Below are 19,322 nucleotides of genomic sequence, written 5' to 3' on the forward strand. Positions count from 1 at the left end.
GCCTCGACCTCGCCGAGGATGTGGCTGGACAGCAGCACCGTCACCCCGGCATCGCGGCGCTCCCGCACGCACTGCTGGAAGGCCTGTTCCATCAACGGATCGAGGCCCGAGGTGGGTTCGTCCAGGACGAGCATCTCGGCCCGGGCGGACAGCGCGGCCACCAATGCGACCTTCTGCCGGTTGCCTTTGGAGTAGTCCCGGATCCGCTTCGTCGGATCGAGTTCGAAACGTTCGATCAACTGCTTCCGCCGCGTGTCGTCGACACCGCCGTACGTCGCACCGATCACGTCGAGGCACTGACCACCGGTCAGGCCCGGCCACAGCGCGACCTCCCCGGCAACATAGGCAAGGCGCCCGTGCAGCCCGGCAGCTCCGCGCCACGGATCCGCGCCGAACAGTTCGACCGCACCGCTGGTGGCCCGCATCAACCCGAGCAGGATCCGGATGGTCGTCGACTTGCCCGCCCCGTTCGGGCCGAGGAAGCCATGGACCTCACCCGGACGAACCGTCAGATCCAGGCCGTCGAGGGCACGCACCTTCCCGAACGTCTTGACGAGTCCCTGGACCTGGATGACATCACTCACGACTGCTCCTCCCCGGACACGAAGGCGCCCTGCTGGTAGACGGCGGTGACCTCCTTGGCCCAACGCGACATGCCCTCCGGGGTGAGCGGGTCGACCCCGATCGCGGCGGCAACCTGGTTCCGCAGCAGCAGCAGTGCCAGGTCGTTGACGAGCATGAACGCGGCGCGGACCGCGATGTCGTCACTTGGGCGAGTGGCGCCGAGCTCGGTCAACGAGTCGAGCAGCCGGCGCGTCTGGATGAACCACCGCCCGAACAGCGCCGCGCCCGCGGGATCGTTGACGAGCAGCAGCCGGCGCAGGTACGCCGGCAACGGCGAGCCGGGCGGGAAGGCGCGCGCGAACATCTCCGCGACGGACGTCCAGCCGTCCCCGGTCAGCGCCCCGGCCAGATCCTGCTCGTCCATCGCGAACAGCGAATCGAAAGCCCGCCCGGCGTAGTCGTCGACCGCCGCCCGCAGCCCTTCCTTACTGCCGAAGTGATGCACCACGAGCGCAGGCGACACACCAGCCGCCGCGGCGATCTCCCGCAGCGTGACGGCATCATGCCCACGCTCGGCGAACAACCGCAGCGCGGCGTTGCGGATGCTCGCCTTACCGGTGAGGTCACCTTCCTCCGCGACTGAACCCATGTTCAGCACGCTAAACAAGCGGACAGCCCCAGGTCAATGGTTTGCCTGCTGCAATCATTGCGTACTGCAATTGTTAACACCGGGACACTCGGCCGTGAGCCTGCCGCGGTTGGAGCAACTTTCCGGCTGGTTCGGGACCTTTGGCCCTCACCTCGGCCGGGGCTTCGCGCCAGTCTTGGAGCGTGGGCACCCCGGTCCACGGTGTCGAGAGATCTCTCATGAGTACTTCATTACGCTTCGACCGTTCCAGGCTGCAGATTCTCAGCCCGGCGGACTGTCTGCGGCTACTAGGTTCCGTCCCGCTGGGACGGCTGGTCTACACGTACGCCGGGCTGCCCGCGATCCGGCTGGTCAACTTCGTGGTCGACGACGACACGATCGTGTTCAACACCGGTCAGGGCGACAAGTTCCGGGCCGCCGAGCGGGGCGACGTGGTCGCGTTCGAGGCCGACGACGTGGAGGCCGAGCGGCATGTCGGCTGGACCGTCACGGCGATCGGGCACCTGTCGGTCGTGACGGCCGACGAGCGCGCCGACCTGCGGCAGCGGCTGCCGTTGCATTCGTGGATGCCGATGGACGACCCGCAGTTCGTCCGGCTCGGCATCGAGTCGGTACAGGGTCGCCGGCTGGTTCCCTGGGGCCAGCGGCCGCGCTGATTCACCGTATTCTTGTCGGGTGGCCGAAGGTTCGCGGTCTGCGCAGGGTGGCTGGGACGAGGGCGCGCTGGAGTACGCCGGGTTGTCCCGGGTACGCCTCGATGCCCTGCTCCAGGAGTTGCTCGGGCGTGTCGACCAGATCATGGAGTACCAGGAACGCCTGCGGGCCCTCCTGGACGCGGTCGTGGGTATCGGCGCGGACCTCGACCTGAACAGCACCTTGGACCGGATCGTGACCGCGGCCTGCGAGCTCGCCGGCGCGCGGTACGGCGCCCTCGGTGTGGTCGGGCCTGACGGCAAGCGGCTCATCCGGTTCATCACGCACGGCGTGACCGACGACGAGATCGCGGCGATCGGCCCGTACCCGGAAGGCCACGGCATCCTCGGTCTGCTGATCGAGCATCCCGAGCCGATCCGGCTGCACGACCTCGCCGAACACCCCCGGTCGTACGGGTTCCCCGCCAACCACCCGCCGATGAAGAGCTTCCTCGGCGTCCCGATCCGGACCCGCGAGCACGCCTTCGGCAACCTGTACCTGACCGAGAAGACCGGTGGCGCCGACTTCACCGAGGACGACGAACGCACCGTCACCGCGCTCGCCGCCGCGGCCGGCGTGGTCATCGACAACGCCCGGTTGTACGCCGACACCGAGCAGCGCCGGCGCTGGCACGAGGTCACAGCGGAGATCACCCAGCTGATGCTCGGCGACTTCGACACCGACCAGGCGCTCCAACTCATCGCGCAGCGCTCCCGCGAGGTCTCGGGCGCCCAGGTCGCGGCCGTGCTGCTGGCGGACGGCGACGAACTCGTGGTGCGCGCCGTCGAGGGCCCACCGCGGTTCACCCAGTACGTCGGCCGCCGGATCCCCGCCGACCTGCCGGTCATCGGCCGCGTCACCTCGGCCCCCGGCGAGCAGATCGACGTAGAGGACCTCGCCCAGTTGCTGAAGGACGCCGGCAGCCTGCCCGAGTTCCCCGAAGGCGCCGGCCTCGCCCGGACGACGATGGCTCCGCTGCCACCCGGCAACACGGGCACCGGCGGCCTGCTCGCCGTCGCCCTCGAACAGGGCGCGAACGCCCGCATCACCGAGGGTGCCGATCTGGTGCGGATGTTCGCCGGACAGGCCACCCTCGCCCTCGAACGCGCCCAGGCACAACGTGACCGGGACATGCTCGCCGTCCTCGAGGACCGCGACCGGATCGCCCGCGACCTCCACGACCTGGTCATCCAGCGACTGTTCGCGACCGGCCTGCAACTCCAAGGCATGCACCGCCTGGTCCGCCCCGAGCACCAGCAGCGCCTCAGCCGGGCGGTCGACGACATCGACACCACCATCCACGACCTCCGGGCCGCGATCTTCGAGCTCCAGCAGCCCCCGGACTCCAGCTCCCTGCGGGGCGACGTCCAGGCGCTGGTCACGGAGTACGCCGACGCGCTCGGCTTCCGGCCCCAGCTGATCTGCACCGGCCCGATCGACACCGTCGTACCGGCCGCCGTACGTCCACAGATCCTGGCGACCGTCCGCGAGTCACTGTCCAACGTCGTCCGCCACGCCCGGGCGTCACAGGTGGTCGTCGAGATCACAGCGGACGCCGAACACGCCGTCGCCCGCATCTCCGACGACGGCATCGGCATCCGTGACAGCACCCGTAGGAGTGGCCTGCGGAACCTGACCGAGCGTGCGCAGGCGCTGGGCGGTACGGTCCGCATCGCCGACAACGTTCCGCACGGCACCGTGGTGGAACTCACCGCACCGAACTGACCAACGGCCCCCCAGATCGGGACTCTTGGCCGCGGCGCCAACCACCTCCCACCGGCGAACCTGAAGAAGGAGAACCAGTGGGAGGAGCGCCCAGTGTCCGAGCAACTGCCGACCAAGGACGTCCAGGTCCTGCTCACGGCGGCCATCGCCGCGCCGAGCATGCACAACACCCAGCCGTGGCGGTTCGAGGTCGAGGGCCACGTGATCGACGTCTACCTGGACGGATCGCGTGCCCTCCCCGCCGAGGACCCGACCGGCCGCGCGATGCGGATCGCCGCCGGTGCCGCCGCCTTCAACCTCCGGTGCGCGGCCGAGACCCTCGGGTACGGCGCCTGGTTCGGGCTGGCGCCGTACCCGAGTGAAGAACCCGACCTGCTCGCGCGGATCGTGATCGAGCCGACCGCCGCCCGGAACGACGAGCTGGCGGACCTGGCCCGGCAGATCCCGTACCGGCACACCGACCGGGAGCCGTCCGGCGCCGTCCCGATCGCCGAGAACGTCCGTGTCGCGCTCATGCAGGCGGCCTATGCCGAGGGCGCCGGGCTCACCTGGCTGGGCGCGGACGACCTTCGGATTGTGCTCAATCTGATTGTCGACACCGACCTGCGCGAGATCCACGACTGGCACCGGCGGGCCGAACGCAGCCGCTGGGTCGGCGGCGAGCGCTCGGCGGACGGCGTACCCAGCTCGGCGCTCGGGCCGCGATCGACCAGCTACCCCGCGGCCGTCCGCGACATGGGCACCCGGCCGATCGACCGGCTCCGGACCGAGCGGTCGTTCGAGGAGCACCCCGATCTCGCCGTACTCTCCACCGACTTCGACACGCCCGCCGATCAGGTCGCGGCCGGTTCCGCGCTCGAGCGGGTACTGCTGACCGCGACCCGGGCCGGCGTCAGCGCGTCGTTCCTCAACCAGCCGCTCGAGTACGACGACCTGCGCCGCACGGTGCAGCGCCTCACCGGACGGCCGGGCCACGCCCACATGATCATCCGTTTCGGCCAGAGCCGACGCCACCAGGGCACCGCCCGCCGGCCTCTCGCCGAGTTCCTGCCCGAGGAGCAGCCATGACCACACTGCGCGAGGAGGTCGACCGCTGGCAGGCCGACCTCGAGGACATCGCCGAGACCAGCCAGGCCGACAGCTGGTTCCTCGAGGAGCGCCGGCTCGTCGAGGCCCAGCACACGCTGATCGCCTTCCGCGGACGCATCATCCCTGCGCTCACCGCGCAACGCCCCGGCGACCGGATCGTCGTCGACGAGATCGAGCGTCTGCTCGACAACCTCGAAGATCTCCGCAACCACCTCTACCGAACCGTGCATCCCGCCGACTCGCACCGCAGGATCGCGGAAACGATCGCCGCCCTGCACGCCCTCACCCGCGTAGCCGTCCACTTCGAGCCAACCGTCCAACCAGCCTCCTGATCGAAGGTCCTATGCGGGAGGGCCGTTCGGCACTGCCGACGACGTGATGCCGGGTGGTGTGCTGGGACTGAGTCGAAGGAGGCTGCGATGTCGAAGAAGGTACTCGTCGCGTATGCCAGCAAGATGGGCGCGACCGCCGGTATCGCCGAGGCGATCGGTGCAGAGCTCCGCGCGCACGGGCACGATGCCGACGTCGTCGACGTCGCGCGCGTCAAGGACATCACGCCGTACGACGCGGTCGTCCTCGGCAGCGCGATCTACATCCGGCGGTGGCGCCGGGAGGCCGTACTGTTCCTCCGGCACCACGTCGAGGAGCTGCGCCAACGTCAGGTCTGGCTCTTCCACAGCGGACCGGTCGGCCCCGACAAGGACGAGGACCAGGCAATGCCGCCGGCCGTCCGCCACCTCGCCCACGAGATCGGCGCAACACCCGCCGTCACGTTCCCCGGCCGCCTCGAACAGGCCACCGCCCAAGGCTTCCTGGCCCGCCACCTCGCGACCGGCAACCTCGCCGGTGACGTCCGCGACTGGGACAAGATCCGCAGGTGGTCCGCAGACATCAGCGCCGCCATCGAAGCCACCCAACGCAGCACCTGGCACCGCCCATCACCCAAGCCACTCCCCCACCACCCAGCCGGCCACTACCTCGGCTGAGTTACCGCGGCGGGTGCTTCTTCGTGTGTTCGATAGCGAAGACGGCGGCTTCGGTGCGGCGTTCGAGGTTGAGTTTGCGGAATAGTGAGGAGACGTAGTTCTTGACGGTCTTCTCGGCGAGGTAGAGCGATTGGGCTATCTGGCGGTTGGTCTTGCCCTCGGCGATCTCGGCGAGGATGCGGCGTTCCTGCTCGGTCAGCGAGGCGTACCGCGGGTCCTCGGCCTCAGCCGGATGACGCAGGCGTTCCAGGACCTTCGCGGTCATGCTCGGATCGAGGAGCGACTCACCGGCCGCGAGCCGCCGTACGGCGTCAACCAACGCCTGCCCGTGGATCTGCTTCAGCAGGTACCCGGCGGCGCCGGCCATGATCGCGGTGAACAGTGCCTCGTCGTCGGAGAACGACGTCAGCATCAGGCAGGCCGGCGGCTCGTCCATCTGCGAGCGCACCTCGCGACACACCGTGATCCCGTCACCGTCCGGCAGCCGGACGTCCAGGACGGCGACATCGGGGCGTACGGCGGGGATCCGCGCGATCGCCTCCGCCGCCGTCCCCGCATCACCGACCACCTCGATGTCCGGCTCCGCGTCCAGCAACTGATGCAGCCCCAGCCGCACCACCTCGTGATCGTCGAGCAGGAACACCCTGATCCCCATCACCGTCTCCCTCCCACCTCGGCGCGTCGCTCGCACCAGCATCCCGCCGTACGACGCTACCCGCCAGGGACCACGGTCCCGCCCCCACCGGGACCTTTGGCCGCGCCGGTGCCCGGTGACTGCAGTCGGGAAGGTGGGTGTTCAGAGCTCCAGTTCGTGTTCGTGGAGGCGGCCGAGGTCCTCGCCCCAGCGGTGCGCGCGGTCGAGCTCGACGTCCCGGATCGGGCCGGTGGTCTCGTTCACGAAGAGGCTCTCGGTGCCCAGTAGCCGCAGACCCATCCGGCGCAGGAGTTTCGCCGCGGACCGCGCCGCCATGGTGTTGCCTCCGATCAGTACGTCGATACGGCGGTCTGCGGGTGCGAGCGCGCCCGCTCGGTATCGGTCAGGTGGTGTGGAACGATCGCGACCGGACACGTCATCGCGGCCATCGAACGCCGCGCCACCGGGTCGATCAGCAACGGGCCACTGTGCGCGCCGACGACGACCAGGCCGACCTCGGCGCTCTCGTGCACCAGTGCGGCCGCCGGCGGCCGGCTGCTGAGAAACCGAGTCACCTTCACCATCGGGAACCGGCTGGTCCATCGCGCGAGGTTCTCCGACAGCACGTAGTCCGCCCGGCTGATCCACGAACACTCCGGATCCTCGTCGACGAACGGCCGCTCCGCGGGCACTCCGGCATGAACAACGATCAGGTCACCCTCCCGCCCGGCCGCGACGCCGAAGGCGAACTCCAGCGCCTCGGTCGACAACGCCGTACCGTCGATGCCCACGGCAACCTTCCGGTCGAGCACGCCCGGCTTCCAGGACAGTGGTACGACGACGACGGGGCAGCCGGCCCGAGCCGCAAGTGTCAGGTTGGTCTGGGTGTGGACCAACCGTTGCGGGCCACGGCTACGGGATCTTCCGACCACCAGCATCCGGGCCTTCCGCGCCGCGTGGGCGAGGGCCCTGAGCCGCGATCCCTCCTCGGTGACCGCGACCAGCGCGGTCGCGTACCCGTCGCGATGACGTACGTGCGCGACCGCGGCACGCACCGCGTCGTCGGCCCGCTCGGCCGGCGACCTTGGCGCGTAACCCGGCATCATCGGCGAGTACGAACCGTGCGCGGGGTACGGAGCGACGAGCACCAGCTCCGCACCCACCCGCAGCGCTTCGGCGGACGCGTAGTCCACCACGCGGTGGTTCTCCGCGCTTCCGTCGACCTCGACCACGACGGGTCCGGTCCGGTTCCAGTCACTCATCACGCTCACCTCAGCATTACGCAGGAACGACGGCCAGCGGGCACGTCGCGTGGTACAGGACGCCTACTCCAGGGCGCCGGTTTCACGCCACGGACTGACGATCCCCAGGCGGATGACCGGCTTGACACGCATGTTGCTCACTGCAACCACGGGTACTTGCGGACGATCGCGAGGCCGCTGCACACCTTGCCGAAGCCCCACACGTTGCCGGCAGCAACCAGTGCCAGGACGACTACGGTGACGGCGCCAAGGATGTGGTCGTCGAGTACCGGGTTGGTCTGCGGCGGCAGGTTCGCGGACCACATCAGCAGATACAGCAGTACGCCGCTGACCGCCGCGACCCGCATCCCGATACCGAGCGTCAGCGCGAGACCGATGCCGACCAGTGCGATCATGAACAGCGGCGTGACCCACCAGTCACCCGCGATCGAGTGGTAGAAGCTGCTCATCGGGCCCATCGAGCCCTTCAGGAATCCGGCGGTCACGTCGGCGCCGTCGAGCCAGCTCTTGCCGGACTTGGTCGCGTAGCCGAATCCGAACAGCTTGTCGAGGAACGCCCACAGGAACGTGAGCCCGTAGACGATCCGCAGCACGGCGAGCGCACGGCCGGCCGCGGTGGTGATGATCGGGTGCCGATCGCCGTCAGGTGCCATCACGGGAGCCGGCAGGTGCTGCCGTTGCGTCCGGTGCGGGGTGGTGGTCATGGTGTCGTCCTTTCGTTCGATTCCGACACCTCGATCGTCGTTTCTCGGACCGAGGCCGGTCAGAGTCGTTGGCACCCGATCCATCCGAGCCGAACGGCCCTTCACTCCAGGACGTAAGCCCGTCGGCACGCAGGCGCCAGCCCGCGGTCCACGACAGGTCGTCGTGGGCCGCGGCCTTCGATCGTTACTCGAATCCCTTCTCGCCGAACAGGGCGACCTTCAGCGCGCCCGTGGTGGCCGGGTCGGAGAACACGTCGTACGCGTCCTGCATCTCGTCGAGACCGAAGCGGTGGGTGATCAGGCCGGGCAGCTGCAACCGGCCGGCCGCGAGCATCGACAGCAACCGCGGCGTCGAGAACGTGTCGACCAGGCCGGTCGTGATGGTCACGTTCTTGATCCACAAGTCCTCGAGGTGCAGCGTCGCCGGCGCGCCGTGGACGCCGACATTCGCCACCGTGCCGCCCGGACGGACAAGACGCGTGCAGAGCTCGAAGGTCGCCGGTACGCCGACCGCCTCGATCGCCACGTCGGCACCGAGCCCACCGGTCAGCTCGCGGACCTTCGCCTCCACGTCCTCGTCCGGACCGAGAGCCAGGTCGGCGCCGCGTTCCAGCGCGGCCTTCCGGCGGGAGTCGGCCGCGTCGACGACCACCACCCGCGACGGCGTGAACAGCTTGCTGGTCGCCAACGCCGCCAGCGCGATCGGACCCGCGCCGACAATCACCACGGTGTCGCCCGGGGAGACCTTCCCGTTGAGTACGCCGACCTCGTACGACGTCGGCAAGATGTCGGCCAGCAGCACCGCCTCCTCGTTGCTGACGCTGTCCGGCAGCCTGTACACCGACCGATCCGCGAACGGGACCCGGACCAGCTCGGCCTGCGTGCCGTCGATCAGGTGACCGAGGATCCAGCCGCCGCCACCCAGGCACTGGCCGTAATGGCCCTGCCGGCAGTACTCACACCGGCCGCACGCCGTGATGCAGGAGATCAGCACCCGGTCGCCCACCGCCACGCCCCGGACGCCGCTGCCGACCTCAGTGATCGTGCCGACCGCCTCGTGGCCGAGGATCCGGCCCGGCCGCACCGCCGGTACGTCGCCCTTCAGGATGTGCAGATCCGTTCCGCAGATCGTCACCGCGTCGACGCGAACGACCGCGTCCTCGCGATCCTGGATCACCGGATCCGGCACCTCGCGCCAGCTCCGCTGCCCCGGACCGTTGTAGACCAATGCCAACATCTTCGAACCTCCCTGGACGAGACTTTCCACCTTCGACCCTGAGCCGCCCGGGTGTCCGTCGGAGCGGCCGAAGACCACCGGTCGGCGGGACCTTCGGCCCTGCCGACCGCAGGCACCCACGGATTGACTGGACTGCAAGGAGTACGAGCCCCGGGAGGTCCCATGTCCACCGAACTGCCTGTCCTGGTAGGGATCGACGGATCCCGCGACGGCCTGATCGCGCTGACCTGGGCGGTGGGCTACGCCGCCGTACTTCAGGCGCCGCTGCACGCGGTGTACGTCGTCGACAACGACAACGCTCCCCTCGGACCACCGCCGACCGAGCCGGACGACGGCAGCGAAGTACTCGGCGACGCCCTCACGGAGCTCGAGCGGATCGGCTTCCGGGCCGCGACCCTCGAAGTACGGCACGGCCACCCGGCACGGATCCTGCTCGAGCTCGCCGAGCGGTCCCAGGCCCTGGTCGTCGGCCGCCGCGGCATGGGCGGTTTCGCCGAGCTCGTCCTCGGCTCGACCTCCCAGATGTGTACGGCGCTCGCCACCACGGTGCCGCTGATCGTCGTACCGGACACCTGGGACCCCACGGCACCCGCCCACAACCGGTACGTAGTCGGCGTCGACGGCTCCGTCGACGGCCAGGACGCGCTCCGGTTCGCCTTCGAACTCGCCGAGCAAACCGGCGCCGGCCTCGTCGGCGTCCACGCGATCGAGGTCCGCCAGACCTACCCGGACCCGCACAGCTGGTTCGACCCCGCACGCCCCTGGATCGAGACCGCCGACGAACTCCTCACGCAGACCCTCGAAGGCTGGACCGCGAAATACCCCGACATCACCGTCACCAGCCACGGAGTCGTCGACTACCCGGTCCTCGTCCTGGCCCGCGAGTCCCAGAACGCGGACCTCGTCGTGGTCGGCGGCTTCGGCCGTACGGCGTTCTCCGAACTCCGCATGGGATCCGTCGCGCGCGGCCTGCTGTACCACTCCCACTGCCCGGTCGCCGTCGTCCACCACGCGGACTTCTGAGATGCGAATCCCGACGGCACCGTCGATACCGCCGACGATCTCCTCGGCACGTGCCACCGCACTCCGGCGTTGCACCTGCCCGGTCAGCGCCGCCTCGGACAGCGTGCAGCCGCGCCCACCGGGATGTACTTCCTCATTACCGCGTTCCCTTCATCCGCTGAGGTGCTCGGGCCCTCGGTCGAACGGCAGGATCATCGGTACTCCTTGGCAATTTCGCGGGTGCTGAGATCCCGGTACCGGATCGTCGTCGTCGGGATCGGGCCGGGTCGGACCTCGACCACGAAGAGCTCGCCGGTCCGGCCGTCCTTTGCCCAGTCGAGTGTCGTCGGGCGGCGGAAGTGCTTGTCCGCGAGCACCGACCAGCGGGCGAGCGTCTGAAGGTCGTTGTCGGACAGCACCAGCGCGGCTTGTTCTTGCGGTGTGGTGGGAACGGTCCGGGTGCCGCGCGGATAGGCGTACACCTTCTTCGCGGGTTTGTTCCCGCAGTGCCGCACGATCAACGGGCGATCGCCGGGATGCACCGAGTACTGGTCGGCGCCGGCCGTCGGTGCATCGCCGAGGCCCCAGGTGGCGCGGACCCGGACGAACGCGCTCTCGCCACGGGCCGTACCGGTGCCTCCGAGGTCGGCCGGCACCATCCGCTGCACGGCGACCGGCATCACGGCCTTCAGCTGGTCGAGCCCCTCGGCCTCACGGTTGCCGACAGCAACGGGGTTGTAGAGCGACGCGAAACACCGCCGGCAGGCCGCGAGAACGTCCGCCGCGGTGGTGAGGTGCAGGAACACCTCATCCTGCAGGCCGTCGGCCACCGTCACCGGGCTGCACCGAACCGCGACGTCCGTACCGTCGCCGCCCAGTTCGTCGTACGCGGCCAGGATCTCGTCGGCCACGGACGCCGGCACCGACTCGTCACGGAACGCCGAGCGGATCTCCGCCGCCGCTACGGCCAGCTCGCGACCCGCCCGGAACCTACGGATCGCCTGAGCGATCGCCGGACCCAGCCGCGCGTCCCGGACGAACTCGCGGTACGCCGCAGCCGTCACCGCAAACCCCGCCGGCACCCGGATTCCCTGCCGCGCCAGCTCCGCCAGCCGGGCCACCTTCAGTCCAACCTGCGACGGATCGAGCGCCGCCTTGGCCGCGTCGTTCAGTTGTACGACGTACTCGCTGTTCATGGCTCCTCCTAGCGCAGCGACGCCGCGACGCCCGCGGCCGATCCGGCGGCCAGCATGAAAAGCCACAGCTCGCCGTACCGCTGGCTCCTGATGCTCATGGCGGCCTCTCCTTCGAAAGCCCTTCGCTCCTCAGGCTCGCCCGGTGGACCGGCCGCGGTCAGAGCCGAAGGTCCCGTCGTGGCGCGGACCACCGGCCAGGCGACGCTCGTAGGGCCGACAGACCCGGCCGGCCTGTGACCGCTGTGATGTGGGCGACAGCTGCGGCATCGTTGGGGAATGACGAAGTTGCCCAAGAAGGCCTACGAGAAGGAACTGCTGCGGCTGCAGGCGGAGCTGGTGAAGCTGCAGGAGTGGGTGCGGGTCGAGAAGGCGCGGGTCGTGATCGTGTTCGAGGGCCGGGACGCGGCCGGGAAGGGCAGCACGATCAAACGGGTCACGCAGTACCTGAACCCGCGCGTCGCCCGGATCGCCGCCCTGCCCGCGCCGACCGAGCGGGAGCGGACGCAGTGGTACTTCCAGCGGTACGTCGAACACCTACCCGCAGCCGGGGAGATCGTCCTGTTCGACCGCAGCTGGTACAACCGGGCCGGCGTCGAACGCGTGATGGGCTTCTGCACCAACACCGAGTACGCCCGGTTCCTGCACCAGTGCCCGATCTTCGAACGCCTGCTGGTCGAGGACGGCGTACTGCTCCGCAAGTACTGGTTCTCGGTCAGCGACAGCGAACAGGAGAACCGCTTCCGCAGCCGCCTGGAGGACCCGATGCGCCGATGGAAACTGTCGCCGATGGACCTGGAGTCGATCACTCGGTGGGAGGACTACTCACGCGCCAAGGACGAGATGTTCGTCCACACCGACATCCCCGAGGCACCGTGGTACGTCGTGGAGAGCGAGGACAAGCGCTCCGCCCGGATCAACATGATCGCCCACCTGCTGTCCACCATCCCGTACCACGAGGTCCAGCGACTCCCGCTAGAACTCCCCCCACGCCCACCGTCCAAGGGCTACGAACGCCCACCCCGCGACATGCAGACCCAGGTCCCCGACCACGCCGCCCAGCTGCGCCGCTGAGTGCGGGGTCAGCGGGTGATGGTTTGGGCTGCTTCGGCCAACTCGGCCAGGCGGTGTGCGCGGGCCGACTCGGCCGGTGTGAAGGGCTCGCCCGGCCGGGTGAACACGAACAGCCCCGTCCACGGAGACGGCACCTTCAGCACGTCCCCGGGCAGCTGCCCGGCCAGAGCCGAGCGGTCCGTGACCAGCTGAGCGCCGAGGAGTTCGGCGACCGCGTGGGGCAGCTCGGCCGGGTCCGCGACGACTCGTGCCGACAGGCTCAGCGCCTTGGTCTGCCCGTCGACCAACGCCAACGCCGTGGTCGGCCAGACGCGGGTGTCACGTCCGCCTCCAGTCTCAACTGCCGCCTCGAGGTCGGCCGCCGTCAGCTCGTCCGGTGCCGACACCACCAGCTCGTCCCGCACACCGTCGTCGACCGGATGCACGTGCAGCCCCAGGATGTTCGCGTCCAGGACGGCGAGCCGCCGGGTCACGCTCTCCAACGAACCGGCTCGATCGTCGAGCGTCACACGGATCCGCCACAACGTCCCGATCCCCTGCTGCGGCCGCACCTTCGGCGCATGCAACCAGGAGCGCAGCAGCCGCATGGTTGACGGTTCTACCACCCAGATGACCAGCGCGGTCGTCACGCTCGCGAGCACAGCGACGGAGATCAGGTACGGCGGATGCGCGGCGAGCACCACCGCATGCAGCGCCAGCTCCACGGGCGCGACCGCCACCAGCTTCGCCAGCGTCAGGCGCAGCCGCCGCGGATGCGGTAACCGCCCGCACACTTCGCACGCCGTACCGCCGGTCAGCGTCGTACGCAACGAATCCATGGTTCCAGGGTCCCCGGCCCCGATTGCCCCGGTGTTGCGCAGGCATGAAGTTCGTCCGCCGCAGGGTCCAAGGTCCCGCGTGGTGAGAACCGATCGGCCGATGCGACGGGCCGGCTGATCGGTGCATGCTGAGATCGGGAGGTACACCGTGGGCGCACAGATCACGGCGGCGCCGTGGGTCCGGCAACTGGTGATCGACACCGGCCGCGCCGCACGGCGCGGGCACGCCATCCACGGCCTGTTCGAGGTCGACGGCGCGCCCGCCGCCCGCTTCGTCCGCCGCCCGCGTGAACTGCTGGTCGCGGGCGATGGGATCCACCCCTGCAGCACCGCCAAGGAGCCGGTATGAAACACAAGCCCGTAGTCGTCGGTGTCGACGGATCGCCAGCGGCGGACGTCGCGGTCCGGTGGGGCGCCATCGAGGCGGCCGCGCTGCGGAGCCCGCTGCACGTCGTGTACGCCGTACCGCCCGGTGACTCGCCGTCCCGGGCCGGGGACGTCATCTACAAGGCGGTCGCGCAGGCCCGCGGACTGCAGCCCAGGATCGTCATCGACTCCCGGATCGAGAGCGGCTCGCCCTCCTCGGCGCTGGTCAAGGCGTCCAGCTCGGCGGCCGTCGTGGTGATCGGCAGCCGCGGTCTCGGTCTCATGATGGGAGCGCTGGTCGGCTCCACGGGCCTCGACCTGGCGGCGAACGCGCGCTGCCCGGTGGTCGTCGTACGGCCGGATCTCGGCAGCATGGCCGGCGTGCGGGTGGTGATCGGGTACGACGGTTCGCCGGCGAGCGACACCGCGCTTGACTTCGGGCTCGGCTACGCGCGCCGGCACGACCTCGCCGTACGCGTCGTCGCCGCCCAGCCCGCCGGTACCGACCTGCACCGGATCACCGAGGCCGAGCTCCGCGCCGCCGTCCACGAGCGCGGCGGCCACGACGCCGAACTGATCCAGATCACCGGCCACCCCGCCGAACACATCCTGCGCCTGTCCGCCGACGCGAGCCTGATCGTCCTCGGCGCCCGCGGCCGCGGCGGCTTCACCGGCATGCTCCTCGGCTCCGTCAGCCAAACCGTCCTCCACCACGCCGACTGCCCCGTAGCCGTCATCCCAGCCGCCGCAACGGGCGGCTGACCGCGTCTCCGTAGCCGCGCCTCGCCTGCGTCCGCAGGGTGCATCGGCCTGTGCGAAGCAGGACCAACGCCCGATGTGTCGCGGTCCGTCCGCGCGGATGCTCGAGATACCGGAAGGGAGGGGATCATGAGCAAGTCATCGACCCGCGATTCCGCACCGAAGGTTCGTGGGGCGCCGCCATCCTCCAGAGGCTGGTTCACGTGGATGACCGGACTGTGGATCGTGTTCTTCGTGCTGATGCAACAGGGCCGGCTCGACGACCTCGCTGCCTGGATCCGCGACCTGCCGATCGTGGTCGAGATCCTCGTCTGGCTCGTGTTCTTCCCCCAGGTCCTGGCCACGGCCGTCTGGACCAGCGGTTGGCCCGAAGGCCTTCGAGTCACTCTGGTGGTGCTGTTCGTCCTGGCCTGGACCGTGGTCTCCATCCCCAGACCCAAGACCTCCGATCGGAGGCGATCCCGGTGAGGACGAGCTGTACGCGCCCACCTTGGAGACACCCACAACCGGATCAAACCCACTGATACGACGCTGCTTCGGGAGAGACCAGGCAATGGCCGCGTTCGGTCAGGCCAGGGCGAGGAACAGTTTCTCCAGCTTGGCCGTGTCGACGTCGCTGTTCTCGTCGGCGAGGCAGTGCTGCAGGCCGGTGCTCACGATCGCGTACCCGGCGCGCGAGAGAGCCTTGTTCACCGCGGCCAACTGCGTGAGGACCGATTCGCAGTCCGCGCCCTCCTCCATCATCCGGATCACGCTGCCGAGATGTCCGTGCGCGCGCTTCATCCGGGTGACGATCGGCTTGATCTCGTCCGGCTCGAAGTCCATCGAAGCCCTTCCCGTTCGGTCGATGACGGCGTCCGACCGGGCGCCACCAGCACCGAGTCTACATCCCCCCAGGGGGATATGTTACGGTCGTTCTCGAACCCCCTAGGGGGATATCTCCCGGACACTTCGAGCCATCCAGTGAGGACACGATGACCGATCACCGCACGCGACGAACTCCGAGCCTGACCGTCCGGACCGTCGAGACCCCGTCGCTCGGTGACCGCAGCTACCTCGTGCACGACGGCGAAGTGGCGTTCGTCGTCGATCCGCAGCGCGACATCGACCGGATCCTGCAGCTGCTCCAGGACGAGGATGTCCGGCTGACGCACGTCTTCGAGACCCATATCCACAACGACTACGTCACCGGCGGCCTCGCCCTCGCCCGGGCCACCGGCGCCGAGTACCTCGTCAACGCCGACGACGAGGTGACCTTCGAACGTACGCCGCTGCGCGACGGCGACACCGTGCGGATCGGCGACCGGATGCGGATCCGGGCCATCCACACGCCCGGCCACACCTTCACCCACTTGTCCTACGCACTCACCGACGACGAGCAGCCGATCGCTGTCTTCAGCGGCGGATCGCTGTTGTACGGCGCGACCGGAAGACCCGACCTCCTCGGCCCGGATCACACCGACACGCTCGTACATCACCAGTACCGGTCCGCACAGCGGCTCGCCCGGACGCTGCCTGACGTGACGAAGATCTTTCCCACCCACGGTTTCGGCTCGTTCTGCTCGGCGACTCAGTCCGCGGCCGCCGAATCGACCATCGGGCAGGAGAAGCGCACCAACCCCGTCCTGACCAGCGATGAAACGGACTACGTCCGCGACCTGCTGGACGGCCTCGGAGCCTGGCCCGCGTACTACGCACACATGGCTGCCGCCAACTCGGCCGGTCCTGCCGCGGCCGACCTCTCGCTGCCCGAGCGCGCGGACGCGGCCGAACTCCGCCGCCGGATCGAGGCCGGCGAATGGGTCGTCGATCTGCGGACCCGGACCGCCTTCGCGGCGGGGCACGCACCCGGCACCCTCAACTTCGGCCTCGACGGGGCGTTCTCGACGTACCTCGGCTGGCTCATCCCCTGGGGTACGCCGCTGACGTTGCTCGGCGAGACCGCCGCGGACGTCAGCCAGGCCCAGCGCGAGCTCGTACGCATCGGCATCGACCGCCCCGCCGCGCACGCCACCGGCGGACCCGAGCGGTGGAGCCCGGACGCGCCGGTCTCCTTTCCGACCGCCACCTTCGCCGACCTCGAACTCGTCCGGCACCATCGCAACGTCGTCGTTCTCGACGTACGCCGAACCGAGGAACACCGCGCCGCGCGGATCGTTGGCGCGGTCAACGTTCCCGTCCACGAACTGCCGCAGCGGCTTGCCGACGTGCCGCCCGGCGAGGTGTGGGTCCACTGTGCCGCCGGGTTCCGCGCCTCGATCGCCGCATCGTTCCTGCACGCGGCCGGCCGCACAATCGTTGCCGTCGACGACCAGTTCGAGAACGCCGCGAAGGCCGGCCTCCAGCTGGTCGGCGCGGAAGCCTGACCGGCCCGTACATCCCATCCCCAGAAGGAGAATCACCATGTGCCGACCCGTCACCTGCAAGACCTGTTCCAAGACCACCTGGGCCGGCTGCGGCCAGCACGTCGGGCAGGTCAAGGCGATGGTCCCCGCCGACCAATGGTGCCCCGGCCATCCGAAGACCGAACGTCAGGGCACCTGGCTCGACCGCCTCCGGCGACGGTGACCAGCCCCGGCGGCGTGGCCAGCTTGGCGCCCGGTTCCAGGTACTGATCGTTCTCCCTTACACGGGTACGACGGCCAGCGGGCACGCCGCGTGGTGCAGGACACCCCGGGTCACGGTGCCGAGGAAGACGGCCGCCGCCCGGGCATGGTGGTAGGCCCCGACGACGAGCCGGCAGCAGGACTAACCTGTGCCGGACGACGTGGCGCGGCTCGCCGACGCTCGCGATCACCGTGCTCGGTGAGACTCCGGTGAGTGAGGCCCTGCGGCTGCTCGGCCGGAACCAGATCACCATCCTGCCGGTCGTCGACCGGCAAGACCGGCTGGCCGGGGTGGTTGCCCTCAGCGCGTGGTCAGCTTCTCCTCGAAGAACGCCAGGACGCGGTCTACGCCCTCCTGCCGGCGGTGCTCGGTCAAGGTGGAGTGTTTCCGGCCGGGGAACTCCACCGCGATGAAGTTCGCGCCGAGCTCCCGGCGCAGGGTGTCGAAACGTGTGCCGACGGCTGGATCGTCCTGGTAGCGCAGGCCGAGCACCTGGCATCCCGCGGCGGCCTTCGCCTTCACCGACGCCAGGTCGGCCGGGCTGAGCCCCAGGTCGGCCTTGCGCGCCGCACCGACCGGAGCGGGCGAGGCAGGCTGGGCCAGGACCGGTGCCACTACGGGTGCGTCGGCCAGCATCGCGAGTGCGAAGCCGCCCGTCATACACATGCCGACCGCGCCGACGCCCGGCCCACCCAGCTCGTCGTGCAGCTCGCGAGCCAGCGAACGCAGCCATCCGGCGACCGGCGTCGTCCGCCCCATGGCGAACATCGTGAACTCCCGGCTGACGCAGATCCCCGCGATGGTCCGCACCGACTCCAGCACCGTGGCCGGAGCGCCCGGCCGGCCGAACAGCGACGGCATCACCACCGTGAAGCCACGAGCCACCACCTCTTCGGCGAACTCGAGCACCGCCGGAGTGATACCGGGGATCTCGTGGATCACGATCACGCCCGGTCCGGCGCCCTTGCGGTACGTCGGGTGCGTCACGCCGTCTGCCGTGTGGCCGCCGAGAGCCCAGGAGTCGAGCGAACTCATAGCACCGGACCCTACACCTGTGGGGCTCCTGAGAGCCGCGACGACTTTGGTCCCCGACGCCAGAGTCCAAGGACTCTGCGCACGCGCCCCGGCCGCGCCGACGGTGGGAGAAAGCGTTCAGAGGAGGAATGATGGCCGGAAGCTACATCCACTGGGGAGTCATCCAGATCTCGGTGACCAACCTGGTCATCATCCTTGCGATGATCGTGGTGTTCGCGCTCGCGATCGCCGTACCGTTCCGGCACGGCGACGACGACGATCGGGACCGGCCATGACCTCGATCGCCAGCCGTACGGCGGCACACGACCAGCCTGCCCGGCGCAACTGGACGGTCCGCCTGCGCGAGCGGCTCGGCCGGACGGTCCCACCCGGACAGCTGCTCCCCGACCGCCAGCCCGTATACGTGAGCTCGTGGATCTACGTCTTCGGCGTACTCACCCTGGCAGCCCTGCTGATCGTGCTCGCCTCCGGCGCCGTCCTGGCCTTGGGCGGACCCGCCTGGTGGCACACCTCGTCGACCGGGCACTTCGTGAACTCGCTACACCTGTGGAGCGTGGAGCTGTTCTTCGCGTTCATGGTGATCCACCTGTGGGGCAAGTTCTTCATGGCCGCCTGGCGGGGCAAGCGGGCGCTGACCTGGATCACCGGCGTGCTGTGCTTCGCCGGCTCCATCGGTACGGCGTTCACCGGGTACCTCTCGCAGTCGAACTTCGACTCGCAGTGGATCAGCACGCAGGCCAAGGACGGCCTCAACTCGGTCGGCGTCGGCGCCTGGTTCAACGTGCTGAACCCCGGCCAGATGCTCATGTGGCACATCGCCCTGCTGCCGTTCGTCGTCGGCGTCATCGTGGTGCTGCACGTGATCCTGGTCCGCCGGCACGGCGTCGTACCGCCGATCGACACCGAGGCGACCGAAGCCGGTCCT

25 protein-coding genes and 2 pseudogenes are annotated in these 19,322 nt (G+C 69.5%); 15 read left to right on the top strand and 12 right to left on the bottom strand.

Annotation, left to right across the window (positions count from 1 at the left end):
* Together VFF46_RS17015 and VFF46_RS17020 are read right to left on the bottom strand one after the other, a co-directional pair.
* Positions 1-584: ABC transporter ATP-binding protein (locus VFF46_RS17015; protein WP_325038104.1), on the bottom strand; the 584-nt coding region annotated here is incomplete at its 3' end.
* Positions 581-1,213 (bottom strand): helix-turn-helix domain-containing protein, encoded by a 633-nt coding sequence (locus tag VFF46_RS17020; protein WP_325038105.1) that lies wholly within the window; start codon positions 1,211-1,213, stop codon positions 581-583. The genes VFF46_RS17015 and VFF46_RS17020, both read right to left, overlap by 4 nt.
* Positions 1,214-1,431: 218 nt before the next feature.
* Between VFF46_RS17020 and VFF46_RS17025 the strand changes: the two genes are divergently transcribed.
* The 5 genes from VFF46_RS17025 to VFF46_RS17045 all read left to right on the top strand — a co-directional run bounded on the left by VFF46_RS17025 (position 1,432) and on the right by VFF46_RS17045 (position 5,706).
* Complete coding sequence (locus tag VFF46_RS17025; RefSeq protein WP_325038106.1) at positions 1,432-1,869, top strand: pyridoxamine 5'-phosphate oxidase family protein; 438 nt, start codon at positions 1,432-1,434, stop codon at positions 1,867-1,869.
* A 19-nt stretch (positions 1,870-1,888) separates the two neighbouring features.
* Complete coding sequence (locus VFF46_RS17030) at positions 1,889-3,631, top strand: GAF domain-containing protein (RefSeq protein ID WP_325038107.1); 1,743 nt, start codon at positions 1,889-1,891, stop codon at positions 3,629-3,631.
* 93 nt (positions 3,632-3,724) lie between these two features.
* A complete protein-coding gene (locus VFF46_RS17035) occupies positions 3,725-4,699 on the top strand; it encodes an Acg family FMN-binding oxidoreductase (protein ID WP_325038108.1) in 975 nt (324 codons plus the stop codon).
* The gene (locus VFF46_RS17040) at positions 4,696-5,052 is read left to right on the top strand and encodes a hypothetical protein (RefSeq protein ID WP_325038109.1); all 357 of its coding nucleotides are present in this window, start codon (positions 4,696-4,698) and stop codon (positions 5,050-5,052) included. Before VFF46_RS17035 ends, VFF46_RS17040 begins: the two co-directional genes overlap by 4 nt.
* Positions 5,053-5,139: 87 nt before the next feature.
* Positions 5,140-5,706 (top strand): flavodoxin domain-containing protein, encoded by a 567-nt coding sequence (locus VFF46_RS17045; RefSeq protein ID WP_325038110.1) that lies wholly within the window; start codon positions 5,140-5,142, stop codon positions 5,704-5,706.
* 1 nt (position 5,707) lies between these two features.
* Here VFF46_RS17045 and VFF46_RS17050 read toward each other — a convergent pair whose 3' ends face one another.
* From VFF46_RS17050 to VFF46_RS17070, 5 genes are all read right to left on the bottom strand, one after another.
* Complete coding sequence (locus tag VFF46_RS17050) at positions 5,708-6,361, bottom strand: response regulator transcription factor (RefSeq protein WP_325038111.1); 654 nt, start codon at positions 6,359-6,361, stop codon at positions 5,708-5,710.
* 141 nt (positions 6,362-6,502) lie between these two features.
* The gene (locus VFF46_RS17055; RefSeq protein ID WP_325038112.1) at positions 6,503-6,676 is read right to left on the bottom strand and encodes a hypothetical protein; all 174 of its coding nucleotides are present in this window, start codon (positions 6,674-6,676) and stop codon (positions 6,503-6,505) included.
* 14 nt (positions 6,677-6,690) lie between these two features.
* Complete coding sequence (locus VFF46_RS17060) at positions 6,691-7,602, bottom strand: universal stress protein (RefSeq protein ID WP_325038113.1); 912 nt, start codon at positions 7,600-7,602, stop codon at positions 6,691-6,693.
* A 137-nt stretch (positions 7,603-7,739) separates the two neighbouring features.
* Entirely contained in the window at positions 7,740-8,306 is a 567-nt protein-coding gene (locus VFF46_RS17065) for a DoxX family membrane protein (protein WP_325038114.1), read from the bottom strand.
* A 184-nt stretch (positions 8,307-8,490) separates the two neighbouring features.
* A complete protein-coding gene (locus VFF46_RS17070; RefSeq protein ID WP_325038115.1) occupies positions 8,491-9,543 on the bottom strand; it encodes a zinc-dependent alcohol dehydrogenase family protein in 1,053 nt (350 codons plus the stop codon).
* A gap of 162 nt (positions 9,544-9,705) precedes the next feature.
* Between VFF46_RS17070 and VFF46_RS17075 the strand changes: the two genes are divergently transcribed.
* Positions 9,706-10,566, top strand: coding sequence for a universal stress protein (locus VFF46_RS17075; RefSeq protein ID WP_325038116.1), 861 nt, complete (start codon positions 9,706-9,708; stop codon positions 10,564-10,566).
* Positions 10,567-10,757: 191 nt separating this feature from the next.
* On the opposite strand, the gene VFF46_RS17080 is transcribed toward VFF46_RS17075, so the two are convergent.
* Positions 10,758-11,741: a PEP/pyruvate-binding domain-containing protein gene (locus VFF46_RS17080; RefSeq protein ID WP_325038117.1), complete on the bottom strand. Its 984-nt coding sequence runs from the start codon at positions 11,739-11,741 to the stop codon at positions 10,758-10,760.
* A gap of 276 nt (positions 11,742-12,017) precedes the next feature.
* Between VFF46_RS17080 and ppk2 the strand changes: the two genes are divergently transcribed.
* Positions 12,018-12,812, top strand: coding sequence for a polyphosphate kinase 2 (ppk2, locus tag VFF46_RS17085; RefSeq protein ID WP_325038118.1), 795 nt, complete (start codon positions 12,018-12,020; stop codon positions 12,810-12,812).
* Positions 12,813-12,820: 8 nt separating this feature from the next.
* Here the strand turns inward: ppk2 and VFF46_RS17090 are convergent, their stop codons facing one another.
* The gene (locus VFF46_RS17090) at positions 12,821-13,630 is read right to left on the bottom strand and encodes an amino acid-binding protein (RefSeq protein ID WP_325038119.1); all 810 of its coding nucleotides are present in this window, start codon (positions 13,628-13,630) and stop codon (positions 12,821-12,823) included.
* Between the two features lie 148 nt (positions 13,631-13,778).
* Here VFF46_RS17090 and VFF46_RS17095 point away from each other — a divergent pair, with 148 nt between their 5' ends.
* The 3 genes from VFF46_RS17095 (at position 13,779) to VFF46_RS17105 (ending at position 15,223) form a co-directional block, all read left to right on the top strand.
* A complete protein-coding gene (locus VFF46_RS17095) occupies positions 13,779-13,979 on the top strand; it encodes a hypothetical protein (protein ID WP_325038120.1) in 201 nt (66 codons plus the stop codon).
* Positions 13,976-14,758: a universal stress protein gene (locus VFF46_RS17100; RefSeq protein WP_325038121.1), complete on the top strand. Its 783-nt coding sequence runs from the start codon at positions 13,976-13,978 to the stop codon at positions 14,756-14,758. The genes VFF46_RS17095 and VFF46_RS17100 overlap by 4 nt, the downstream gene beginning before the upstream one ends.
* A gap of 204 nt (positions 14,759-14,962) precedes the next feature.
* Positions 14,963-15,223, top strand: a complete 261-nt coding sequence (locus VFF46_RS17105) for a hypothetical protein (RefSeq protein ID WP_325038122.1) — start codon at positions 14,963-14,965, stop codon at positions 15,221-15,223.
* A gap of 99 nt (positions 15,224-15,322) precedes the next feature.
* Here the strand turns inward: VFF46_RS17105 and VFF46_RS17110 are convergent, their stop codons facing one another.
* Positions 15,323-15,580 carry a metal-sensitive transcriptional regulator gene (locus VFF46_RS17110; RefSeq protein WP_325038123.1) on the bottom strand — a complete coding sequence of 86 codons (258 nt, stop codon included), beginning with the start codon at positions 15,578-15,580 and terminating at the stop codon, positions 15,323-15,325.
* 149 nt (positions 15,581-15,729) lie between these two features.
* Between VFF46_RS17110 and VFF46_RS17115 the strand changes: the two genes are divergently transcribed.
* Positions 15,730-17,121 (top strand): MBL fold metallo-hydrolase, encoded by a 1,392-nt coding sequence (locus VFF46_RS17115; protein WP_325038124.1) that lies wholly within the window; start codon positions 15,730-15,732, stop codon positions 17,119-17,121.
* 37 nt (positions 17,122-17,158) lie between these two features.
* The gene (locus tag VFF46_RS17120) at positions 17,159-17,323 is read left to right on the top strand and encodes a hypothetical protein (RefSeq protein ID WP_325038125.1); all 165 of its coding nucleotides are present in this window, start codon (positions 17,159-17,161) and stop codon (positions 17,321-17,323) included.
* A 57-nt stretch (positions 17,324-17,380) separates the two neighbouring features.
* Here the strand turns inward: VFF46_RS17120 and VFF46_RS40610 are convergent.
* Positions 17,381-17,479: pseudogene (locus VFF46_RS40610) on the bottom strand (hypothetical protein); the annotation flags it as partial.
* 74 nt (positions 17,480-17,553) lie between these two features.
* Between VFF46_RS40610 and VFF46_RS40615 the strand changes: the two are divergent.
* Positions 17,554-17,652, top strand: a pseudogene (locus VFF46_RS40615) (CBS domain-containing protein); the annotation flags it as partial.
* Positions 17,653-17,662: 10 nt separating this feature from the next.
* On the opposite strand, the gene VFF46_RS17125 reads toward VFF46_RS40615, so the two are convergent.
* Positions 17,663-18,397: a dienelactone hydrolase family protein gene (locus tag VFF46_RS17125; protein ID WP_325038126.1), complete on the bottom strand. Its 735-nt coding sequence runs from the start codon at positions 18,395-18,397 to the stop codon at positions 17,663-17,665.
* A 131-nt stretch (positions 18,398-18,528) separates the two neighbouring features.
* Here VFF46_RS17125 and VFF46_RS17130 point away from each other — a divergent pair, with 131 nt between their 5' ends.
* The gene (locus tag VFF46_RS17130) at positions 18,529-18,672 is read left to right on the top strand and encodes a hypothetical protein (RefSeq protein ID WP_325038127.1); all 144 of its coding nucleotides are present in this window, start codon (positions 18,529-18,531) and stop codon (positions 18,670-18,672) included.
* Positions 18,669-19,322: cytochrome b N-terminal domain-containing protein (locus VFF46_RS17135; protein WP_325038128.1), on the top strand; the 654-nt coding region annotated here is incomplete at its 3' end. The genes VFF46_RS17130 and VFF46_RS17135, both read left to right, overlap by 4 nt.

Origin of the sequence: Kribbella sp. (genome assembly GCF_035655035.1) — a bacterium.
Taxonomy (GTDB): domain Bacteria; phylum Actinomycetota; class Actinomycetes; order Propionibacteriales; family Kribbellaceae; genus Kribbella.

Coding starts and splice junctions, on each gene's coding strand:
- VFF46_RS17020 (WP_325038105.1), bottom strand. CDS start 1,213: ATGGGTTCAGTCGCGGAGGAAGGTGACCTCACCGGTAAGGCGAGCATC.
- VFF46_RS17025 (WP_325038106.1), top strand. CDS start 1,432: ATGAGTACTTCATTACGCTTCGACCGTTCCAGGCTGCAGATTCTCAGC.
- VFF46_RS17040 (WP_325038109.1), top strand. CDS start 4,696: ATGACCACACTGCGCGAGGAGGTCGACCGCTGGCAGGCCGACCTCGAG.
- VFF46_RS17045 (WP_325038110.1), top strand. CDS start 5,140: ATGTCGAAGAAGGTACTCGTCGCGTATGCCAGCAAGATGGGCGCGACC.
- VFF46_RS17050 (WP_325038111.1), bottom strand. CDS start 6,361: ATGGGGATCAGGGTGTTCCTGCTCGACGATCACGAGGTGGTGCGGCTG.
- VFF46_RS17055 (WP_325038112.1), bottom strand. CDS start 6,676: ATGGCGGCGCGGTCCGCGGCGAAACTCCTGCGCCGGATGGGTCTGCGG.
- VFF46_RS17060 (WP_325038113.1), bottom strand. CDS start 7,602: ATGAGTGACTGGAACCGGACCGGACCCGTCGTGGTCGAGGTCGACGGA.
- VFF46_RS17065 (WP_325038114.1), bottom strand. CDS start 8,306: ATGACCACCACCCCGCACCGGACGCAACGGCAGCACCTGCCGGCTCCC.
- VFF46_RS17070 (WP_325038115.1), bottom strand. CDS start 9,543: ATGTTGGCATTGGTCTACAACGGTCCGGGGCAGCGGAGCTGGCGCGAG.
- VFF46_RS17075 (WP_325038116.1), top strand. CDS start 9,706: ATGTCCACCGAACTGCCTGTCCTGGTAGGGATCGACGGATCCCGCGAC.
- VFF46_RS17080 (WP_325038117.1), bottom strand. CDS start 11,741: ATGAACAGCGAGTACGTCGTACAACTGAACGACGCGGCCAAGGCGGCG.
- ppk2 (WP_325038118.1), top strand. CDS start 12,018: ATGACGAAGTTGCCCAAGAAGGCCTACGAGAAGGAACTGCTGCGGCTG.
- VFF46_RS17090 (WP_325038119.1), bottom strand. CDS start 13,630: ATGGATTCGTTGCGTACGACGCTGACCGGCGGTACGGCGTGCGAAGTG.
- VFF46_RS17100 (WP_325038121.1), top strand. CDS start 13,976: ATGAAACACAAGCCCGTAGTCGTCGGTGTCGACGGATCGCCAGCGGCG.
- VFF46_RS17105 (WP_325038122.1), top strand. CDS start 14,963: ATGACCGGACTGTGGATCGTGTTCTTCGTGCTGATGCAACAGGGCCGG.
- VFF46_RS17110 (WP_325038123.1), bottom strand. CDS start 15,580: ATGGACTTCGAGCCGGACGAGATCAAGCCGATCGTCACCCGGATGAAG.
- VFF46_RS17115 (WP_325038124.1), top strand. CDS start 15,730: ATGACCGATCACCGCACGCGACGAACTCCGAGCCTGACCGTCCGGACC.
- VFF46_RS17120 (WP_325038125.1), top strand. CDS start 17,159: ATGTGCCGACCCGTCACCTGCAAGACCTGTTCCAAGACCACCTGGGCC.
- VFF46_RS17125 (WP_325038126.1), bottom strand. CDS start 18,397: ATGAGTTCGCTCGACTCCTGGGCTCTCGGCGGCCACACGGCAGACGGC.
- VFF46_RS17130 (WP_325038127.1), top strand. CDS start 18,529: ATGGCCGGAAGCTACATCCACTGGGGAGTCATCCAGATCTCGGTGACC.